The sequence below is a fragment of the Halorubrum tibetense genome (genome assembly GCF_042661865.1).
GTDB lineage: Archaea > Halobacteriota > Halobacteria > Halobacteriales > Haloferacaceae > Halorubrum > Halorubrum tibetense.
Map to the genome: position 1 here is coordinate 1 of NZ_JBHSWW010000040.1, position 15,515 is coordinate 15,515.

General features: G+C 64.8%; 15 protein-coding genes. 3 read left to right on the top strand and 12 right to left on the bottom strand.

The genetic code is table 11. The features are described 5' to 3' along the window. A partial coding sequence (locus ACFQEU_RS04745; RefSeq protein ID WP_379779783.1) for a DNA topoisomerase occupies positions 1 to 1,365 on the top strand: 1,365 nt, incomplete at its 5' end. Positions 1,366 to 1,416: 51 nt separating this feature from the next. Further along, positions 1,417 to 2,949: a PAS domain-containing protein gene (locus ACFQEU_RS04750; RefSeq protein ID WP_379779785.1), complete on the top strand. Its 1,533-nt coding sequence runs from the start codon at positions 1,417 to 1,419 to the stop codon at positions 2,947 to 2,949. 63 nt (positions 2,950 to 3,012) lie between these two features. Here ACFQEU_RS04750 and ACFQEU_RS04755 read toward each other — a convergent pair whose 3' ends face one another. From ACFQEU_RS04755 to ACFQEU_RS04765, 3 genes are all read right to left on the bottom strand, one after another. Beyond that, a complete protein-coding gene (locus ACFQEU_RS04755; RefSeq protein ID WP_379779787.1) occupies positions 3,013 to 3,372 on the bottom strand; it encodes a DUF192 domain-containing protein in 360 nt (119 codons plus the stop codon). Positions 3,373 to 3,484: 112 nt separating this feature from the next. Further along, complete coding sequence (locus ACFQEU_RS04760) at positions 3,485 to 3,739, bottom strand: glutathione S-transferase N-terminal domain-containing protein (RefSeq protein WP_379779789.1); 255 nt, start codon at positions 3,737 to 3,739, stop codon at positions 3,485 to 3,487. 532 nt (positions 3,740 to 4,271) lie between these two features. After that, on the bottom strand, positions 4,272 to 4,892 hold the full coding sequence (locus tag ACFQEU_RS04765) for a DUF7509 family protein (RefSeq protein ID WP_379779791.1): 621 nt from the start codon (positions 4,890 to 4,892) through the stop codon (positions 4,272 to 4,274). Positions 4,893 to 4,990: 98 nt separating this feature from the next. On the opposite strand from ACFQEU_RS04765, the gene ACFQEU_RS04770 reads away from it, so the two are divergent. Next, positions 4,991 to 5,401: a helix-turn-helix domain-containing protein gene (locus ACFQEU_RS04770; protein ID WP_379779793.1), complete on the top strand. Its 411-nt coding sequence runs from the start codon at positions 4,991 to 4,993 to the stop codon at positions 5,399 to 5,401. A gap of 485 nt (positions 5,402 to 5,886) precedes the next feature. Here the strand turns inward: ACFQEU_RS04770 and ACFQEU_RS04775 are convergent, their stop codons facing one another. The 9 genes from ACFQEU_RS04775 to ACFQEU_RS04815 form a co-directional block, all read right to left on the bottom strand. Continuing rightward, complete coding sequence (locus ACFQEU_RS04775) at positions 5,887 to 6,342, bottom strand: HNH endonuclease (protein ID WP_379779795.1); 456 nt, start codon at positions 6,340 to 6,342, stop codon at positions 5,887 to 5,889. A gap of 48 nt (positions 6,343 to 6,390) precedes the next feature. Then, positions 6,391 to 7,821, bottom strand: a complete 1,431-nt coding sequence (locus tag ACFQEU_RS04780; RefSeq protein WP_379779797.1) for an NCS2 family permease — start codon at positions 7,819 to 7,821, stop codon at positions 6,391 to 6,393. Between the two features lie 128 nt (positions 7,822 to 7,949). After that, entirely contained in the window at positions 7,950 to 8,663 is a 714-nt protein-coding gene (locus tag ACFQEU_RS04785) for a phosphoribosyltransferase family protein (protein ID WP_379779799.1), read from the bottom strand. A 104-nt stretch (positions 8,664 to 8,767) separates the two neighbouring features. Continuing rightward, complete coding sequence (locus tag ACFQEU_RS04790) at positions 8,768 to 10,036, bottom strand: ABC transporter ATP-binding protein (RefSeq protein ID WP_379779801.1); 1,269 nt, start codon at positions 10,034 to 10,036, stop codon at positions 8,768 to 8,770. Beyond that, positions 10,033 to 11,301, bottom strand: coding sequence for an ABC transporter ATP-binding protein (locus tag ACFQEU_RS04795; protein WP_379779804.1), 1,269 nt, complete (start codon positions 11,299 to 11,301; stop codon positions 10,033 to 10,035). Before ACFQEU_RS04795 ends, ACFQEU_RS04790 begins: the two co-directional genes overlap by 4 nt. 1 nt (position 11,302) lies before the next feature. Continuing rightward, on the bottom strand, positions 11,303 to 12,304 hold the full coding sequence (locus tag ACFQEU_RS04800) for an ABC transporter permease (RefSeq protein ID WP_379779806.1): 1,002 nt from the start codon (positions 12,302 to 12,304) through the stop codon (positions 11,303 to 11,305). Beyond that, complete coding sequence (locus ACFQEU_RS04805) at positions 12,301 to 13,290, bottom strand: ABC transporter permease (protein ID WP_379779808.1); 990 nt, start codon at positions 13,288 to 13,290, stop codon at positions 12,301 to 12,303. The genes ACFQEU_RS04800 and ACFQEU_RS04805 overlap by 4 nt, the downstream gene beginning before the upstream one ends. Before the next feature lie 80 nt (positions 13,291 to 13,370). Further along, complete coding sequence (locus tag ACFQEU_RS04810) at positions 13,371 to 14,954, bottom strand: ABC transporter substrate-binding protein (protein WP_379779810.1); 1,584 nt, start codon at positions 14,952 to 14,954, stop codon at positions 13,371 to 13,373. 221 nt (positions 14,955 to 15,175) lie between these two features. Continuing rightward, a partial coding sequence (locus tag ACFQEU_RS04815; RefSeq protein ID WP_379779812.1) for a polyprenyl synthetase family protein occupies positions 15,176 to 15,515 on the bottom strand: 340 nt, incomplete at its 5' end.

Consider the following 15,515-nt stretch of genomic DNA (forward strand, 5'->3'; position numbering starts at 1 on the left):
GCGAACGGGGACGCCACCGCGATCGCCCGCGAGGCCGACCCGACGGCGGCGTTACGGGAGCCGGAGCAGGCCGAGGGAACCCCCTCGCTCGCGGCCGACGGGGGGCTCCGACTGAAGGCGAACGGGAAGCGGCTGCTGGAGCCGGGGTACCACGAGGTGTACCCGTACCGCTCCAGCGACGAGCGGATCGTGCCCGACGTCGAGGTCGGCGAGACGCTCTCGCTGTCCGGCCGGCGGACGGACGCGAAGGAGACGCAGCCGCCACGTCGGTACGGCCAATCGCGGCTCATCGAGGAGATGGAAAAGCGCGGCGTCGGCACGAAGGCGACCCGCCACCGGACCCTGGAGAAGCTGTACGACCGCGGCTACATCGAGAGCGACCCGCCGCGGCCGACGCGGCTCGCGGAGTCGGTCGTCGAGGCGGCGGAGACGTTCGCCGACCACGTCGTCAGCGAGGAGATGACCGCCCAGCTCGAACGCGACATGCAGGCGATCGCCGCCGGCGAGAAGGGGTACGACGAGGTGACGGAAGCCTCCCGCGAGCTGCTCGAACGGGTGTTCGACGAGCTCACCGAGTCGCGCGAGGCGATCGGCGACCAGCTCCAGACATCGCTGAAGGCGGACAAGACGCTCGGGCCCTGCCCGGAGTGCGGCTCGGACCTCCTCGTCCGACAGGCGCGTGGCGGGTCGTACTTCGTCGGCTGCGACGGCTACCCGAGCTGTGAGTTCACGCTGCCGCTCCCCTCCACTGGCAAGCCCCTTCTGCTCGACGAGACCTGTGAGGAGCACGACCTCCACCACGTGAAGATGCTGGCGGGCCGGAAGACGTTCGTTCACGGCTGTCCCCGGTGCAAGGCGGACGAGGCCGACGAGGCGGACGACGAGGTGATCGGCGCGTGTCCGGAGTGTGGGGAGGGCACGGCGTCGCCGCGCGACGGTGACGGTGAAACCGCCGACGGCGGCGGCGAACTCGCGATCAAACAGCTCCGGTCCGGCTCGCGGCTGGTCGGCTGCACCCGCTACCCCGACTGCGACTACTCGCTGCCGCTCCCGCGTCGCGGCGAGATCGAGGTGACGGACGAGAGCTGCGAGGAGCACGGGCTTCCACATCTCCGGATCCACTCCGGCGACGAGCCGTGGGAGCTCGGCTGTCCGATCTGTAACTACCGCGAGTTCCAGGCCCGCCAGGAGGGATCGGAACTGGAGACGGTCGAGGGGATCGGCGAGAAGACGGCCGAAAAGCTGCAGGGTGCCGGTATCGACGGCGTCGAGGCGCTGAAATCCGCCGATCCGGACGAGCTCGCCGACGCCGTCGACGGCGTCGGCCCCGACACCGTTCGCGACTGGCAGGCGAGCGCCGACTGATAATCGGGGATACAGACATATACGTCCGGGGAAGGTTCGATACGACGACTAATGGATCGTGACAGGAACGAGAGGGGCGACACCGTCGACAACGGGGGAGCCGACGCGAGCGATCCAGCGTTCGAAGACAGTACACAGAGCCCGGAGCAGTCGGCGGCGGGGTTCGGCGACGAGACGACGGACGAGTCTGTCGAGGCCGCACGCGCCTTCGTCGCATCGGTGCCGACCGCGACGCTGGCCGCCGACCCCGAGACGAAGGCGATCCACGCGGCGAACGGACCGGCGGCCGCGTTGCTCGGACGGGACCGGTCGACGCTCACGCTGATGGGACTCACCGACATCGGGAGTTCGACGACCGTAGACGGCGACCCCGTCGATGCGGCCTTCGAGTCGGTCGTCGAGTCCGACGTGACCCGGGAGTTCCAGTGGGAGACGCGGACCGACGAGAAACGACGCCGGCTCGTCGTTCGGGCCCACACGACGGCGGTCGCCGACCGCGAGTGGCTCGTGGTCTCGCTCGTCGACGCCACCGACCAGGTCCGGATAGAACAGGCCGCACACGAGCGAGCGCGAACGCTCGACGCCGTCGCCTCGACGGTTCCCATGGCGCTGTTTCGGTGTGGTTTGGGCGGGACGATAACCCGTTGGAACGATCGACTGGTGGCCGACACCGGGTACGAAGCCGAGACGCTCGGCGGGCAGGCGCTCTCCGACTTGTTCGACGACACGAGCCGGAACACCGTCTCGGACGGCCTCGCGGCGGTGTACGCCGACGGCGAGGTCGTCGAACGGACCGCGAGGTTGTTGACGCGCTCCGGCGAGCGCACTCCCTATCGGGTGACGATGGGGCCAGTGGTCGATGTCGACGGCTCGACGGTCGGCGCTGTCGGCGTCGGCGAGGATCTCACGGACGCCGCGCTGCGTCAGGAACGGCTTGCAGTGCTGACCCGTGTGCTCAGACACAACTTCCGCAACGAGCTCAACGTGGTAATGGGGTTCACCCGACAGGCCAAACGGTCGATCGAGGATCCCGACACCCTCGCCCAGCTGGATCGGGTGATCGACACGGCGGGGCGACTGTTGCACCTCGGTGAAACCGCGCGAAAGGTCGAGCGCCTCCTCGCAGAACGGCCGACGCCCGGGCCCGTACCGGTTTCCTCGGTGGTATCCGACGCGCTGGGCGCGGTCCCGGACGGGCTGTGTGAACACGCCGAGATCGAAACGGACGTGTCCCCCGAGTTGACCGTGTCCGCCGTGGACCAGCTGTCGGACGCGCTCGCCGAGCTCGTCGACAACGCGATCCGACACAACGACGCGGATCAGCCGCGAGTGCACGTCTCGGCGGCCGAGCTCCCCAGCGAGTCGTGGATGTCGCTCGTCGTTGCCGACGACGGCCCCGGGATCCCGCCGGCGGAGCGGGCGGTGCTCACCGGCGACGAGACCCCGCTCGAACACGCGAGCGGGCTCGGCCTCTGGTTGGTGAACTGGGTCGTCACCGCCGGTGGCGGCTCCCTCGACATCACCGACAGCAAGGGCGGCGGGACTCGGATCGAGCTCAGCCTCCGGACGCCGAACGCCGGCTGACACTCCCAGGGTGGTCTCCGCCGGCGACCTCGATCGGGGAGGGCAACCTCGTCGCCGACGGCCTCACTCGCGGAGCACGACCTCGTCGCCGACGGCGACGCCTTCGGCCGCGCCCGCAGGGAGTTCGACGATCGTATCGGCGCGTCCTCGCCCGAGCCCGACGAACGGGGCGAGTCGTTTCGTCGCCGTCACCTCCTCGTCGACGAGCCACACCGCGTCGATGGCGAAGGGAACGAACAGCATGTGGAGCCACCGCGTGTCGGCGTCGTCGAACGGGAACACGAGCGCGTAGTCGTCCGGTATCGACCGACGGAACATCAGCCCGCGGGCCTGTTCGAGCGTCGAGCGGGCGACGTCGACGTCGGCGGCGAGACGGTCTTCCTCGCGGTCGTCCGACGGCCCATGGCGGTGAACGAGTCGCACGTGGGGGTCGTCGTCGTCGATTGATAAATAGGCTCGTGGGTTGCGGTTCGGTGACGACGCCTCGGCGGTCGTGTGGGCGCGCGACCGAGCGGTCGCGCGACCGCCACCGTGCCTAGCTCGCGTTCCCGTACGTCTTCTGGAGGTACGCGACGATGTCGTCGCTCTCGGACATGCCGTCGATCCCGTTCGCCTCGTCGACGAGAACGGGAACGCCCGTCTGTCCGCTTACCTCCTCGACTTCGGTCCGCTCACCGTGTGAGCGCGGGACTTCGATCGACTCGTACTCGAGGTCGAGCTCGGCGAGCGTATCCTTCACTTTCGCACAGTACGGACAGCCGGGGAGTTCGTAGAGTTGTAAATCTGCCATCGACCGAGAGTACGAGGTAGACGGGTAAAGATGTGCGGCCGTCGGTGTACCCGGAACGCACGAGCGTTCGGGTCGATACGGCGGGTGCTCACTCGCGGGTCAGGGGTATCGAGGCGGCGCTGCCGACGGCAGTTTATCAATGATCACCGACACCGCGGCGGTTGACTCGGAGAGCCACGGGCAGGGACGTACATACAGACGGCTCCGTTTGAACCCATCAGAGCTGATACGAGCTCCGTGCTCGATACAGGGGACGAGTCGGTCACGTCCGGGACTCTGGCTGTCCCGAATACCGAACGATCGAGGTCCACTATTCGACACCGAGATATCCAGCAGCGTCCCCGGCGATTGTGATGACCGTTCCCTCGTCGAGACGGCTTTTTTGCTGAATGTCGGCGGTGGGGTGAAGTGTTCTCATAGCGTGGCGATGGGGCAGAATACGTCTCAAGGTCTAATTCGTCGGATCTTAGATCGAGTTGGTTATACAAATAATGCGAGGGTGCCACGAAGGCCTGGGCGGTACCCCATCGTTTCAGTTCAGCCGATCGAGTTCTCCCCGTCGTTCGCGATGCATGATTCCGCCAGCGAACCGCCGTAGTTTGGCCACGAGGTCGGCCTCAGTCTCGTAGGTTTCAACGCGTAAATCCCACCGAACGGACGCCGACCGGATCATTGCACTCGTCACGTCATCCTCGTGGACGAAGATCAACCGGTCACCGTGGGTTGCCGCGAGGGTTTCGAGAACACTGCCAGCCTCTTCGCCGACGCCGAAGTTGTGACCGAGAAACGGCACCACGAACGCGGTTGCGTTGCTACACCGTGCGTACTCGATGCTCTGGGTCACCGCATCCACGTCGTCCGTGTCAATGTCGACGTCAAGCGCGAGAAACGCATTCACTCCCGGATCGGTTCGAAGCTCCCCTTGCACACGTCGCAAGAGTGCCTGTGCCGCGTTGATGTCGTCCTTGTTTCGAAAGAGCCGACGTAACGGCCCAGGAAGATCGTCGACGTCGATCTCGCGGCGGTCCTCCTCGCTGAGGACGTAGTTGAGATTGAACGATTTATACGGCCCCATCAGATAGAATAAAAACCGATCGTACGTCACACGTCCGAGCCGGTCGGCGATCAACTCGCGCGTGATTTCGACAGTCATGGTCGCCTCTATTCAGCAAAAGTATATAAAAGGCAGTATTTTTGAGAACTCTCGGCTTGACAACGACTAAGCGCTTCCGACGCGTAGCGTGTCGTACGATGGCGACGGATCAAACGCGAACGGTTAGCGGCGACGCCCCGGACGATCCGGCGGACCTGCTGCCCGAGGAGAGCATTCTCAGCCTCGACGAATACCTCGATATGCACGCCGCTGTCGGCCACCGCACCCGGTATGAGGTCCTCTATCGACTCGTTCACGTCGGCGAGATGAGTCCGAAAGAACTCGAGGCCGCACTCGACATCGACGACAGTACGCTCCACTACCACCTCAACAAGCTCGTCGGCGTCGGCCTCGTCGAGAAACGCCAGCGCACGGAGCGCGGACAGGACGGCCTGTACACGTACTATCGAGCCACCGTATTCGGCGAGGTGACCCTCACCGACGGTGTCGACGAGTTGATTCGTGGTGAGCAAGCATTCGAAGAGATGTACGACAGTTCGACCGCCTAACTGCGATACCGTCGCTACGGTTCACTTGCAAAAGTGGTGTGTGGATCCCACGGATCGATGGGAGTCCGGAAAGAGACACCCACCACTGGTTCAGGAATTAATCTAGCTGGAGCGGTGGAGCAGAAGCATTCACAGTCCCATATTTACCAATCTCAGTTCTACAGAGGATCTGATTTTTCTATAGAATGAGAAACTCAGCTGGATTTTTCTGTTTATGTGGCCAGCTCGATCTGAGATCCGACGAGTTAGATCTTGAGACGTATTCTGCCTCATCGCCAGGTAGTATATAAGTGGCCGACGCCGGCAAACGGCTCCGACGCCCCGATCGTTTGCTCGTAGCTGACCACCACCGGATCGGTAGCGTTCGTCGCCACCGTCCGGAGCCTCACGTTTATAAATGAATCCGGAGCACGCCACTCCGGGGTCGGTTGTACGGGACGGGCGAGAACCCTACGACCTCAGTCGTGGACACCACGCCGCCCGACTCAGGGCCGCGTTCCGAGCGCGGGACGCGTCTCCTCGCGCGGGATCCGGTCCGCTCGCCGGTCGTGAACGTCCTCGTGACAGTCCGGACACAGGGTAATCAAATTCGAGAGGTCGTTCGTGCCGCCGTTGGCGCGCGGCACGACGTGGTGGACCTCCAAGACCCGGGCGGCGGTCCCCTGCGTCGACTTGCCGGACGGTCGACGGCGGGTCCGACCGTCACGGGCGCGCCAGACACTCGCGCCGCCGACGGTTTCGATCCGTCCCGCCGGACACAGCGCGCACTTGAACTTGTCGCGGAGCCGGACCCTCGCTTTGGTTTCCCAAGAGGGCTGTGACGAGCGATACGATCGGGGACCGTTCTGTGAAAGCTTCGAGAACAGCTGGGTGATGGTGAGCCGTGGGGGATCCGGCAGCTCCCGGAGCTTCCACGCGCGGACCGACTCCCACTCCTCCATACGACCGGGTGGCGGCGGGCGGGTAAAAAGCGCCTGCCCCGGGTCCGTTTAGAAGACGAACCCGCCCGTCTGGAGCGCGTAGTAGGCGACGAGCAGGGCGGCAAGTACCCACTGTCCCGGGTGGACATCGTCGGTTTCGCCCATGGCGGCTTTGATGATCGGGAACGTGACGATCCCTGCCGCGAGCCCGTCGGCGATGGAGTACGTCAGCGGCATCACGAGGATGGTGAGCGAGGCCGACACCGTCCACGCAGGGTGACTCCAGTCGATGTCGGTGACTCCCTGGAACATGATCACGCCGACGACCACGAGTGCCAGGAACGAGGCGTAATCCGGCAACAGCGGGACGATCGCAACGAACGGGATCGCGAGCAGGAAGCAGGCGGCGACGACGAGCGCCGTGAGGCCGGTGCGGCCACCCTCCTCGATACCGGTCGACGATTCGATGTACGTCGTCACCGTGGACGTACCAAGCATCGCGCCAACGGTGGTACCGACGGCGTCGGCCATCAGCGGCTCGTCCATGTCGGGGAGCTCGCCGTCGTCATCGAGGAAGTCGCCGAACTGTGAGACGCCGATGAGCGTACCCGCCGTGTCGAAGAAGTCGACGAAGAAGAACGTGAACACGACCAAGGTGAACGTCACCGGGTCGATGTCGGCGAGCCCGTCGAGGAACGCGCCGGCGAGCGGCGTGAAGTCGAACTGGACGGTGGTGACGAGCGTCAGCAGCCCGCCTATCACCCCCTGCTCCGCGAACGTCCCGTAGAGCCCCTCATCGACGACGGCGGCGGGCGCGACGACGCCAGCGATCGCGGCCAGCCAGCCGGCGGTCGCCGTCGTCAGGATGCCGATAACGATCGAGCCGGTAACGCCGCGTGCCCACAGGACGAGCGTGAACAACACGCCGAGAACGCCGAGAAGCGCGCCGGGCGTCGCGACGACGTCGCCGAGCTCGACGAGCGTCCCCTCGTAGCCGACGATCACCTGCATCTCCTGGAGACCGATGAACAGCAGGAACGCGCCGATACCGGCCCCGACGGCGTACTTCACCGGCTTCGGGAACAGGTTGATGACGTACTCGCGCGCCCCGACCGCGGTGAGCGCGATGAAGAGGATCCCCTCGACGAAGACGGCCGCGAGCGCGGTCTGCCACGGGATCCCCAACCCGAGAACCACCGTGAACGCGAAGAAGGCGTTGAGCCCCATGCCCGGCGCTAACCCGAACGGGCGGTTCGCGTACAGCGCCATCACGACGGTGGCGACGACGGAAGCGAGGATCGTCGCGATGGCGATCATCTGGAACACCTGTATCTGTTCGTACCCCTCGATGACGATCGCCTGTGAGAGGATAGCCGGGTTCACCACGATGATGTACGACATCGCGAGGAACGTCGTGATCCCCGCGATCAGCTCCGTCCGTACGTCGGAACCGTACTCCGTCACGTCGAACCGCGCAGCCAGCGTGTCTGTGAGCCCCATTGAACGGGTACAGGTACCACGGTATCGAGTAATAAGCCTTGCTGACCGCTACCGCCAGCATATACATATGTGTGTATCAGTACTGGGTCAAACAGGCGGAGAAGGGCGCGGATATTGCGAGAACGTGGTTATTCGAACGTCGTCAGCGCGCCGACGGGTGCGTCCGTGATCTCGCGAGCGCGCGCCATCCCCTCGTCGCCGACGGCGATGAGCGTGAACACGCCGCCGACATCCGCATCTGCCTGGAGCGCGATATCCAGGAGCAGTTCCTGCGTCTCGCCCGACCGGATCAGGTCGTCGACGACGAGAACGGTGTCGCCCGCGTCGATCGCGCTCGCCGGGAGGTAGTAGGTGAGCTCGATACCGGAGGCGAGCCGCTGGCGCGACTCGATGAACTCCTCGACGGCGGTCTCCTTCGACTTCTTCGCGTACGCCAGCCGTGCGTCGAAGAAGGAGGCCATCGCCGCGCCGAGCGAGATCCCGTCCGTCGCGGCGGTGAGCACGACGTCGGGCGTCTCGAACGCGAACGTCTCGGCGGCGACGGGCGCGACGAGATCCAAGAACGGCTGATCGAAGACGACACCGGAGTTATCGACGTACCCCTCGTCGTCGAAGTTCACCCGGGCGACGAGCTCGTCCGCGAGCGCGTCGCGACCCACGTCCGCGACCACCTCACGGGCGCGGTCGGTGCCGGGTAACACGTGTCCGTTCACGTAGCGGTTGAGGTCCCCCGCCGGGAGCCCGGTAACCGCCGAGAGCTCCTCGTACGTTCGCGTCTCCTTGAGGCTTCGCAACACGGCGACGGCGCGTAACTGGAGGGCCGCCTTCTCTGCGCGGTTCATGAAGATGATCGTGATCGCACAAGTATGAATATATCGAAGTGTGCCGGACACGGGTTGTACATTCGTGTGGATTCGACCGGCGGCGTGCGTCCCGTTCGGACGGGCTATCGACACTCGAGGTGGCAGGCGACTCGATGTCCGGAGCTGTCGAGCTCGGGGTTGTCCCGCTCACAGACGCTCTCGAACGCATCGTGTAGCGACGCCGACTCCCACTCGTCGCGTGCGACGGCAGCGAGCGCGTCTTCGATGGAACTACGCTGGGCCGTCGGCACGGAGTGATCGAAGAACCGCTCGAAGGCGGCCTCGACGAACGCCTCGACCGCGTCGTCGTCGATCCGGTCCGGTGGTGTCTCGTAGCCCGCGCGGTCCCACACCTTCGTGACGCTGAGGCTCCGCGTTTCGAGCACCCGTCTGAGGTCCATCACCTCCCGATACGCTGCCTGATCGATAGCCATCCCGTCCGGCGGGATCACCTCCGGACATCGAGTACGGAACCGGCAACCGCTCGGCGGATTTCGCGGGGATGGTACGTCGCCGGAGAGGATATCGACGCTTCGGTCCTGTTCGGCGAGCGACGCTCGAGGAACGCTCTCCAGCAGCGCCTCGGTGTACGGGTGTCGCGGCGACTCGAACAGGTCGGCCGTCTCCCCGATCTCGACGATCTCCCCGAGATACATCACTGCGACCCGATCACATATATGTCTGATTACTGAAAGGTCGTGTGAGATGAGCAGGTACGTCAGGTTCAGCTCGTCTTGGAGGTCGTTCAAGAGGTTGAGTATCTGTGCCTGAACGCTCACGTCCAGCGCGCTCGTGGGTTCGTCAAGCACGACGAACTCCGGCTCCAAAGCGAGCGCCCGTGCGATGGCGACGCGCTGGCGCTGCCCGCCGGAGAACTCGTGTGGATACCGGTCGTACTGTGCGCCGGAGAGCCCGACGCGTTCCAGCAAGTCACGGACCCGCGCTTCCCGGTCGGCCTTCGATCCCACGTCGTGGACATCGAGCGGCTGCTGAACCGACTTCCCGATCGTCTTTCGGGGATCGAGACTGGAGAACGGGTCCTGAAAGACGATCTGCGCCTCCCGGTGGAACTCGTTGAGCGCCTCCCCGGAGAGGTCGTACACGTTTCTCCCCTCGAACTCGACGCGACCCTCAGTCGGCTCTTGGAGCCCCAGCACGGTCTCGCCGGTCGTCGATTTCCCGCAGCCGGACTCGCCGACGAGCCCGAGCGTTTCACCCCGCCGCACATCGAACGTGAGCCCGTCAACCGCACGGACCGCAACCGGGTCGTTTCCAAGCAGCCGATCCACGATCGAGTCCCGCTCCCAGAAGTACTTGCGAAGCCCCTCGACGCTGAGGACGGCGTCGGTCATCGCGACTCACCCCCATCGGTCGAGACGGACTCCTCGGCCGTCTTCCCTCCCTCACCGTCGTCCGTAGCCGCCCCTGAAGACCCGTCACCGTCGTCGTCGAAGTACTCGTCCGGGAGCGGCGGGCTGTCCCCGTAGGAGACCTCCCCGAGCACGCAGTTCACGAGGTGATCACCGTCGTCGTCGACCGCTCTCGGGTGCGGGCGCTCCAGACACGCCTCCATCGCCTTCGGACAGCGATCGGCGAAGTAACACCGGTCCGCCATCTCGTGATCGAGGAGACTCGGCACGTTTCCGGGCACCGGGTCGAGCGACCCGCCGACGCTCTCGAGGTCCGGTACGGAGCCCAGAAGCCCCGCCGTGTATGGGTGGACGTTGTCGCGGAATACGTCCGCGAGACTCCCGCGTTCGACGATCTCACCCGCGTACATCACCCCAACGCGATCACACATTCGGGCGATCACGCCGAGGTTGTGCGTGATAATCAGAACGGTCATCCCGGTCTCTTTCTGAAGATCGGACAACAGATCGAGCACCTGCGCTTGGATCGTGACGTCAAGCGCGGTCGTCGGCTCGTCAGCCACCAACACGTCGGGTTCGCCAGCGAGCGCCTGAGCGATCATCGCGCGCTGGAGCATCCCGCCGGAGTACTCGTGCGGGTACTCGTCCGCGCGCTCGACGGGATCCGGGATCCCCACCATCTCCAGCAGCTCGACCGCGCGCTCCCGGCTCTCCTCGCTGATGTACCGCCGAGAGGGAAGCGCGAACGAGAGGATCAGCGAGCCTAGCGAGTACTCCGACGAGTCGGTTCGCGCCCGGGTCGACCGCGGTCGCGAGCTCGCACGCTGCTGCACCTCAACCGCCTCGGCGATCTGTTCGCCGACGGTCAGGCTCGGGTTGAAACTGCTCTCCGGGTCTTGGAAGATCATGCTGAAGCTCGTGCCACGCAGCGATGTCCGGACCGCTTCGGGGACGCCGCGGAGATCGACATAGTCTCCGTCGACGGCCGCCGGAAACTCCTGCTGGAGGTCCGCCGCCAGCTCAGCGTCGCGGTACCACAGCTTCCCGCTCGTCACCTCGCCCGGGGACTCGACGAGGTCGACGAGCGAGAGGCCGGTGACGCTTTTTCCCGACCCCGACTCGCCGACGATCCCGAACACCTCGCCTTCCCGCACGCGGAACGAGACGTCTTCGACGGCGTTTACCTGTCCTTCACCGGTGAAAAAGCGGGTCGAGAGCCCCTCGACACGGAGGACGTCTTCGGACATCTCAGACACCCCGCTGTCCCTCGTCCATGTTCGGGTCCAGCGCGTCGCGGAACCAGTCGCCGAGGAGGTTTACGGCGATCACCGTCAGTACGATACCGATACCGGGGAGTGTTGAGACCCACGGGCGGGTTCGGAGGATGTCCTGTCCCCGCTCGATCTCGTACCCCCAAGAGAGCGTCGTCCCGGAGAACCCGAGGTACGCCAACGACGCCTCGAGCAAGATGATCACCGCCACCTGGATCGTCCCGAGCACGATGATCGGCGTGATACTGTTGGGAAGGATGTGTCCGAGCAAGATGTCACGGTCCTTCGTCCCGAAGCTCTTGGCTGCTTTGACGTACTCCTCGTTGCGTAGCGAGAGCGCCTCCCCGCGAGCGACGCGGGCGAACCACACCCAGATCACGAGCGCGGCGACGATCGTGACGGTCCCCGGTATCGGTATCGACTCCGGCATCCCGTCGGCGAGGCCGAGTGCCACGATCGGGTCGGGGACGTACACCGGGGACTCGCCGAACACCCCGATCAACGCCAGTGCGAGCACGAGCGCCGGGAACGCCAACATCGTGTCCGCCACGCGCATCAGCGCGTCGTCGACGCGGCCGCCGTAGTACCCCGCGATCAACCCGATCGGCACGCCGATAAGCATCGCTATCAGCGTGGCCGAGAAGCCGACCAGCAGCGAGATCCGGGCCCCGTACACGAACCGCGAGTAGACGTCCTGACCAACGTTGTTCGTTCCGAGGACGTGTGCGGACTCCGACGTCACCTCCACTTCCCGTATCTCGCCGTCGACGGCCACCTGTGTGGTGTAGTCGAATCCGATCGGCGGGTACGCGTTGCCACCTTCGTCGTAGTATCCGGTTCGTGTCGGGTCGTGTGTCGCCAGCAACGGCGCGAACACGGCCATCAGCACGATGCTTACGAGCAGCACCATCCCGATCTTCGGGAGGAGGCTCTCACGGAACGTCCGTCGGAGGTTCGAGGTTATCCTGTCGGAGATCATTCGTCGCTCACCCGCGGGTCGAGAGAGGAGTACAGCGCGTCGACGCCGATGTTGATCGTCACGAACGCGACCGCGATGAACACGATGATCCCCTGCATCAGCGGCCAGTCACGGGCGTCGAGCGCGTCTATCAGCCGGAGCCCGAGTCCCGGCCAGTTGAACACCGTCTCGGTGATCACCGCCCCGCCCATGAGCGTCCCCATCTGAAGCCCCAACACGGTGAGGATCGGGATCATCGTGTTTCTGAGGACGTGTTTGTACCGCACGAGGACCGCCGGTAACCCCTTCGCGCGAGTCGCCGTCACGTACGGTTTCCCGAGCTCGTCGACCATTCCGCTGCGGGTCAGTCGTGTGATGAGCGCGGTGAAGTACGTCCCAAGCGTGAGCGCCGGTAACGTGATATGCCGGAGCCACGCGAGGAGGTCGCCGACGGAGCCGAACGCGACGAGCGTCCAGATCGCCTCGCCAAGGCCGACGGGGCGGCGACCGGTCGGGAGGATCCCGATCCAGACGCCGAAAAGCAGGATCAACATCAGGCCGAGCCAGAAGTTCGGCGTGCTGATCCCTAAAAGCGAGAACAACGTCGCCCCGTAGTCCGACGGCTGGTTCCGGCGTGTCGCCGAGACCACACCGAGCGGGATCGCGATAACGAGCGCGACCATAGTTGCTGCGATCGCCAGCTCGAGCGTAGCAGGGATCCGTTCTATTACCATCGCCTCGACTTCCCGGTTCGACCGCCAGGAGTAGCCGAAGTCGCCGACGAGCAGCCCCTGAACGTAATCGAGGTACTGGACGTGGATCGGCTGGTCGAGACCTTCCTGTGCCCGCACCCGGGCGATCGTCTCGGCCGTTGCTCCTTCACCGAGCATCAGCGTCGCCGGATCGCCGGGCGAGACTGCCCGGAGGCCGAACATAATTGTCACGACACCCCAGACGACGAACACCGCCTGTAGGGTCCGCCGGAGGAGGAACTTCACAGTCGACATCTCGATGTGTCCTCGAAACCCGCCCCGCGATAATTAGCTTTCGACACGACCACCGTGCCGCCGCGTTCGGGGTCCGGATCTTACTGGTTCATCCCCCAGACGTACACGGTCTCGTCCTCGCGGGGGTCCCACTGGATGTCCTCGCGGACGCCGTAGATGCTCTCCTGCGTGTGCAAGAAGACGAATGGGGCCTTCTCGTGGGCGATCCGGTTGACCTCCTCGAGCTGTTCGCGACGCTCGTCCGGGTCTTCGATCGCCTGACTCGCCAGGATCGCGTCGCTGAGCTCCTCGTCGTCGAACGTTCGCGTCTCCGCCTCCTGACTGAAGAAGCCTTGAACACCATAGTCGGTGTCGCCCGTGATCGTCCCCCAGCCGATCATGTAGAACGGGATCTCGATCACGTCGGGGTCGATGCCCGCAGAGTTCGCGTCGGAGACGACCCCGAAGTCGACGATGTTCACGTCACAGTCGACGTTGTCGAGCTGGTCGATCTGGTCGGCCGCGGTCTCACCGACCGCGGCGTCGTTGAGGTACCGTCCCTGCGGAACGGTGAGCTCGATCTCGATCCCACCGTAGCCGCTGTCCTCAACGAGGCTTTCGGCCATTCCGATGTCCTGTTCGTACGGCTCGATGTCGGGGTTGAAGCCGTTGATCCCGGGGGCGACCGGCTGGCCCCGCGCCTCGCCGAACCCGCTGAGCACGGAGTCGACGATCCCCGCGTTGTCGACCGCGTAGTTCATCGCCTGCCGGAACTCCTGGCTGTCGAACGGTTCGACGGTGTTCTTCATCGGCAGGAAGATGTTCCGGAAGCTGGTCACCCGCCGGATCTCGACGTCGTCGGCGTTCTGTACCGTGTTGACGTCCTCGGGGAGAATGTTGATCGTCAGGTCAGTCTCACCGGTTTCGAGCGAGCTGACCCGACCGCTGGACTCGCCATCAGCGTTGAAGACGACGCGTTCGAACGGCGGCTCCTCGCCCCAGTAGTCGTCGAAGCGTTCCAAGACGATCTCCTCACCGGAGGTAAAGTCGACGACCTCGTAGGGGCCGGTCCCATTGAAGTCTTCGGGGTCCGCACCGGAGACCGACTCGCCCTCCTGGTCGGCGTCGTGGTTCTCGATCGACCAATCGCGGTTCATCGCGCGGGCGTAGTTCCCGAACTCGAACTCGGCGAGGCCGGGCGCGCCGTTGTAGTACACTTCCAAGGTCGTGTCGTCCATCGCCTCGGCACCGGTGATCGAGCCGAGCCCGAACGCGCCGATGTCGCTGGCGACACCGATGTCGTTGTCGACGGTCCGGTTGATCGTCCACGCCACGTCCTCTGCGGTCATCTCATCGCCGTTGTGGAACACGACATCGTCGCGGAGCTGGAGCTCGGTCGTTCCACCGCCGAGGATCTCCGTGTCCTCGACCACCCGCGGGAAGATCCCCTCCCCGGGCTCGAAGTCGAATAGCGGTTCGTAGATGTGGTCTAACACGTCGAAATAGTCACCAGTGATGTGATCGAGCGGATCGATCGTGTCGGGGAACTGCGTCAGCGTGATCGTGAGTTCGTCCGGTCCCTCTTCGCCGAGACAACCGGCGAGCCCGGCCATGGAAACACCGGCAACGCCGGTGGCTTTCAGGACGTCTCGTCGGCGCAGGTCGAAGCGTGAGCCTTGCGACATAGTGGCATCATTTGCCGATCGATCATATATAGTTGTTGGTACCTCTTCCGAGATGACGGATCGTCCGTAGATCGTTCGGATCGAATCCCGATGCCTATGTGATATGGAGGTATCAGACCCAGAGAGATCCGAGATCCCAAATGATAACAGGCGTGTATCCTATCGGATCCGAATAACAACGCGATTAGAAACCGTACAGAGCGTTCACCCACGCCGAACCGTCACCGCTCCCGAACGACGACGAACTCGGCGAGGTCCCGGAGGTACTCGATCGCCTCCGTCTCGGGTGGATCCGCGTCTTCGAGCGCTTCGAGCGCGAGGTCGGACTGCTCCCGTGCCCGAGCGTTGATCTCCTCGGGCGTCAGCGAAGTCACCTGTAACACCGACGGCCGGTCCATCTCGGCGTCCTGACCCGTCGGTTTCCCGAGATCGCCGGCGTCGGCGGTGGCGTCCAACACGTCGTCGCGCATCTGGAAGGCGACGCCGACGCGCTCGGCGTACTCCCCGAACGATTCCACCGCGTCCGGGTCGGCGTCGCCGGCGACGGCCCCGAGCTCCGCG

Coding starts and splice junctions, on each gene's coding strand:
- ACFQEU_RS04770 (WP_379779793.1), top strand. CDS start 4,991: ATGGCGACGGATCAAACGCGAACGGTTAGCGGCGACGCCCCGGACGAT.
- ACFQEU_RS04750 (WP_379779785.1), top strand. CDS start 1,417: ATGGATCGTGACAGGAACGAGAGGGGCGACACCGTCGACAACGGGGGA.
- ACFQEU_RS04790 (WP_379779801.1), bottom strand. CDS start 10,036: ATGACCGACGCCGTCCTCAGCGTCGAGGGGCTTCGCAAGTACTTCTGG.
- ACFQEU_RS04780 (WP_379779797.1), bottom strand. CDS start 7,821: ATGGGGCTCACAGACACGCTGGCTGCGCGGTTCGACGTGACGGAGTAC.
- ACFQEU_RS04805 (WP_379779808.1), bottom strand. CDS start 13,290: ATGTCGACTGTGAAGTTCCTCCTCCGGCGGACCCTACAGGCGGTGTTC.
- ACFQEU_RS04765 (WP_379779791.1), bottom strand. CDS start 4,892: ATGACTGTCGAAATCACGCGCGAGTTGATCGCCGACCGGCTCGGACGT.
- ACFQEU_RS04760 (WP_379779789.1), bottom strand. CDS start 3,739: ATGGCAGATTTACAACTCTACGAACTCCCCGGCTGTCCGTACTGTGCG.
- ACFQEU_RS04795 (WP_379779804.1), bottom strand. CDS start 11,301: ATGTCCGAAGACGTCCTCCGTGTCGAGGGGCTCTCGACCCGCTTTTTC.
- ACFQEU_RS04775 (WP_379779795.1), bottom strand. CDS start 6,342: ATGGAGGAGTGGGAGTCGGTCCGCGCGTGGAAGCTCCGGGAGCTGCCG.
- ACFQEU_RS04810 (WP_379779810.1), bottom strand. CDS start 14,954: ATGTCGCAAGGCTCACGCTTCGACCTGCGCCGACGAGACGTCCTGAAA.
- ACFQEU_RS04800 (WP_379779806.1), bottom strand. CDS start 12,304: ATGATCTCCGACAGGATAACCTCGAACCTCCGACGGACGTTCCGTGAG.
- ACFQEU_RS04785 (WP_379779799.1), bottom strand. CDS start 8,663: ATGAACCGCGCAGAGAAGGCGGCCCTCCAGTTACGCGCCGTCGCCGTG.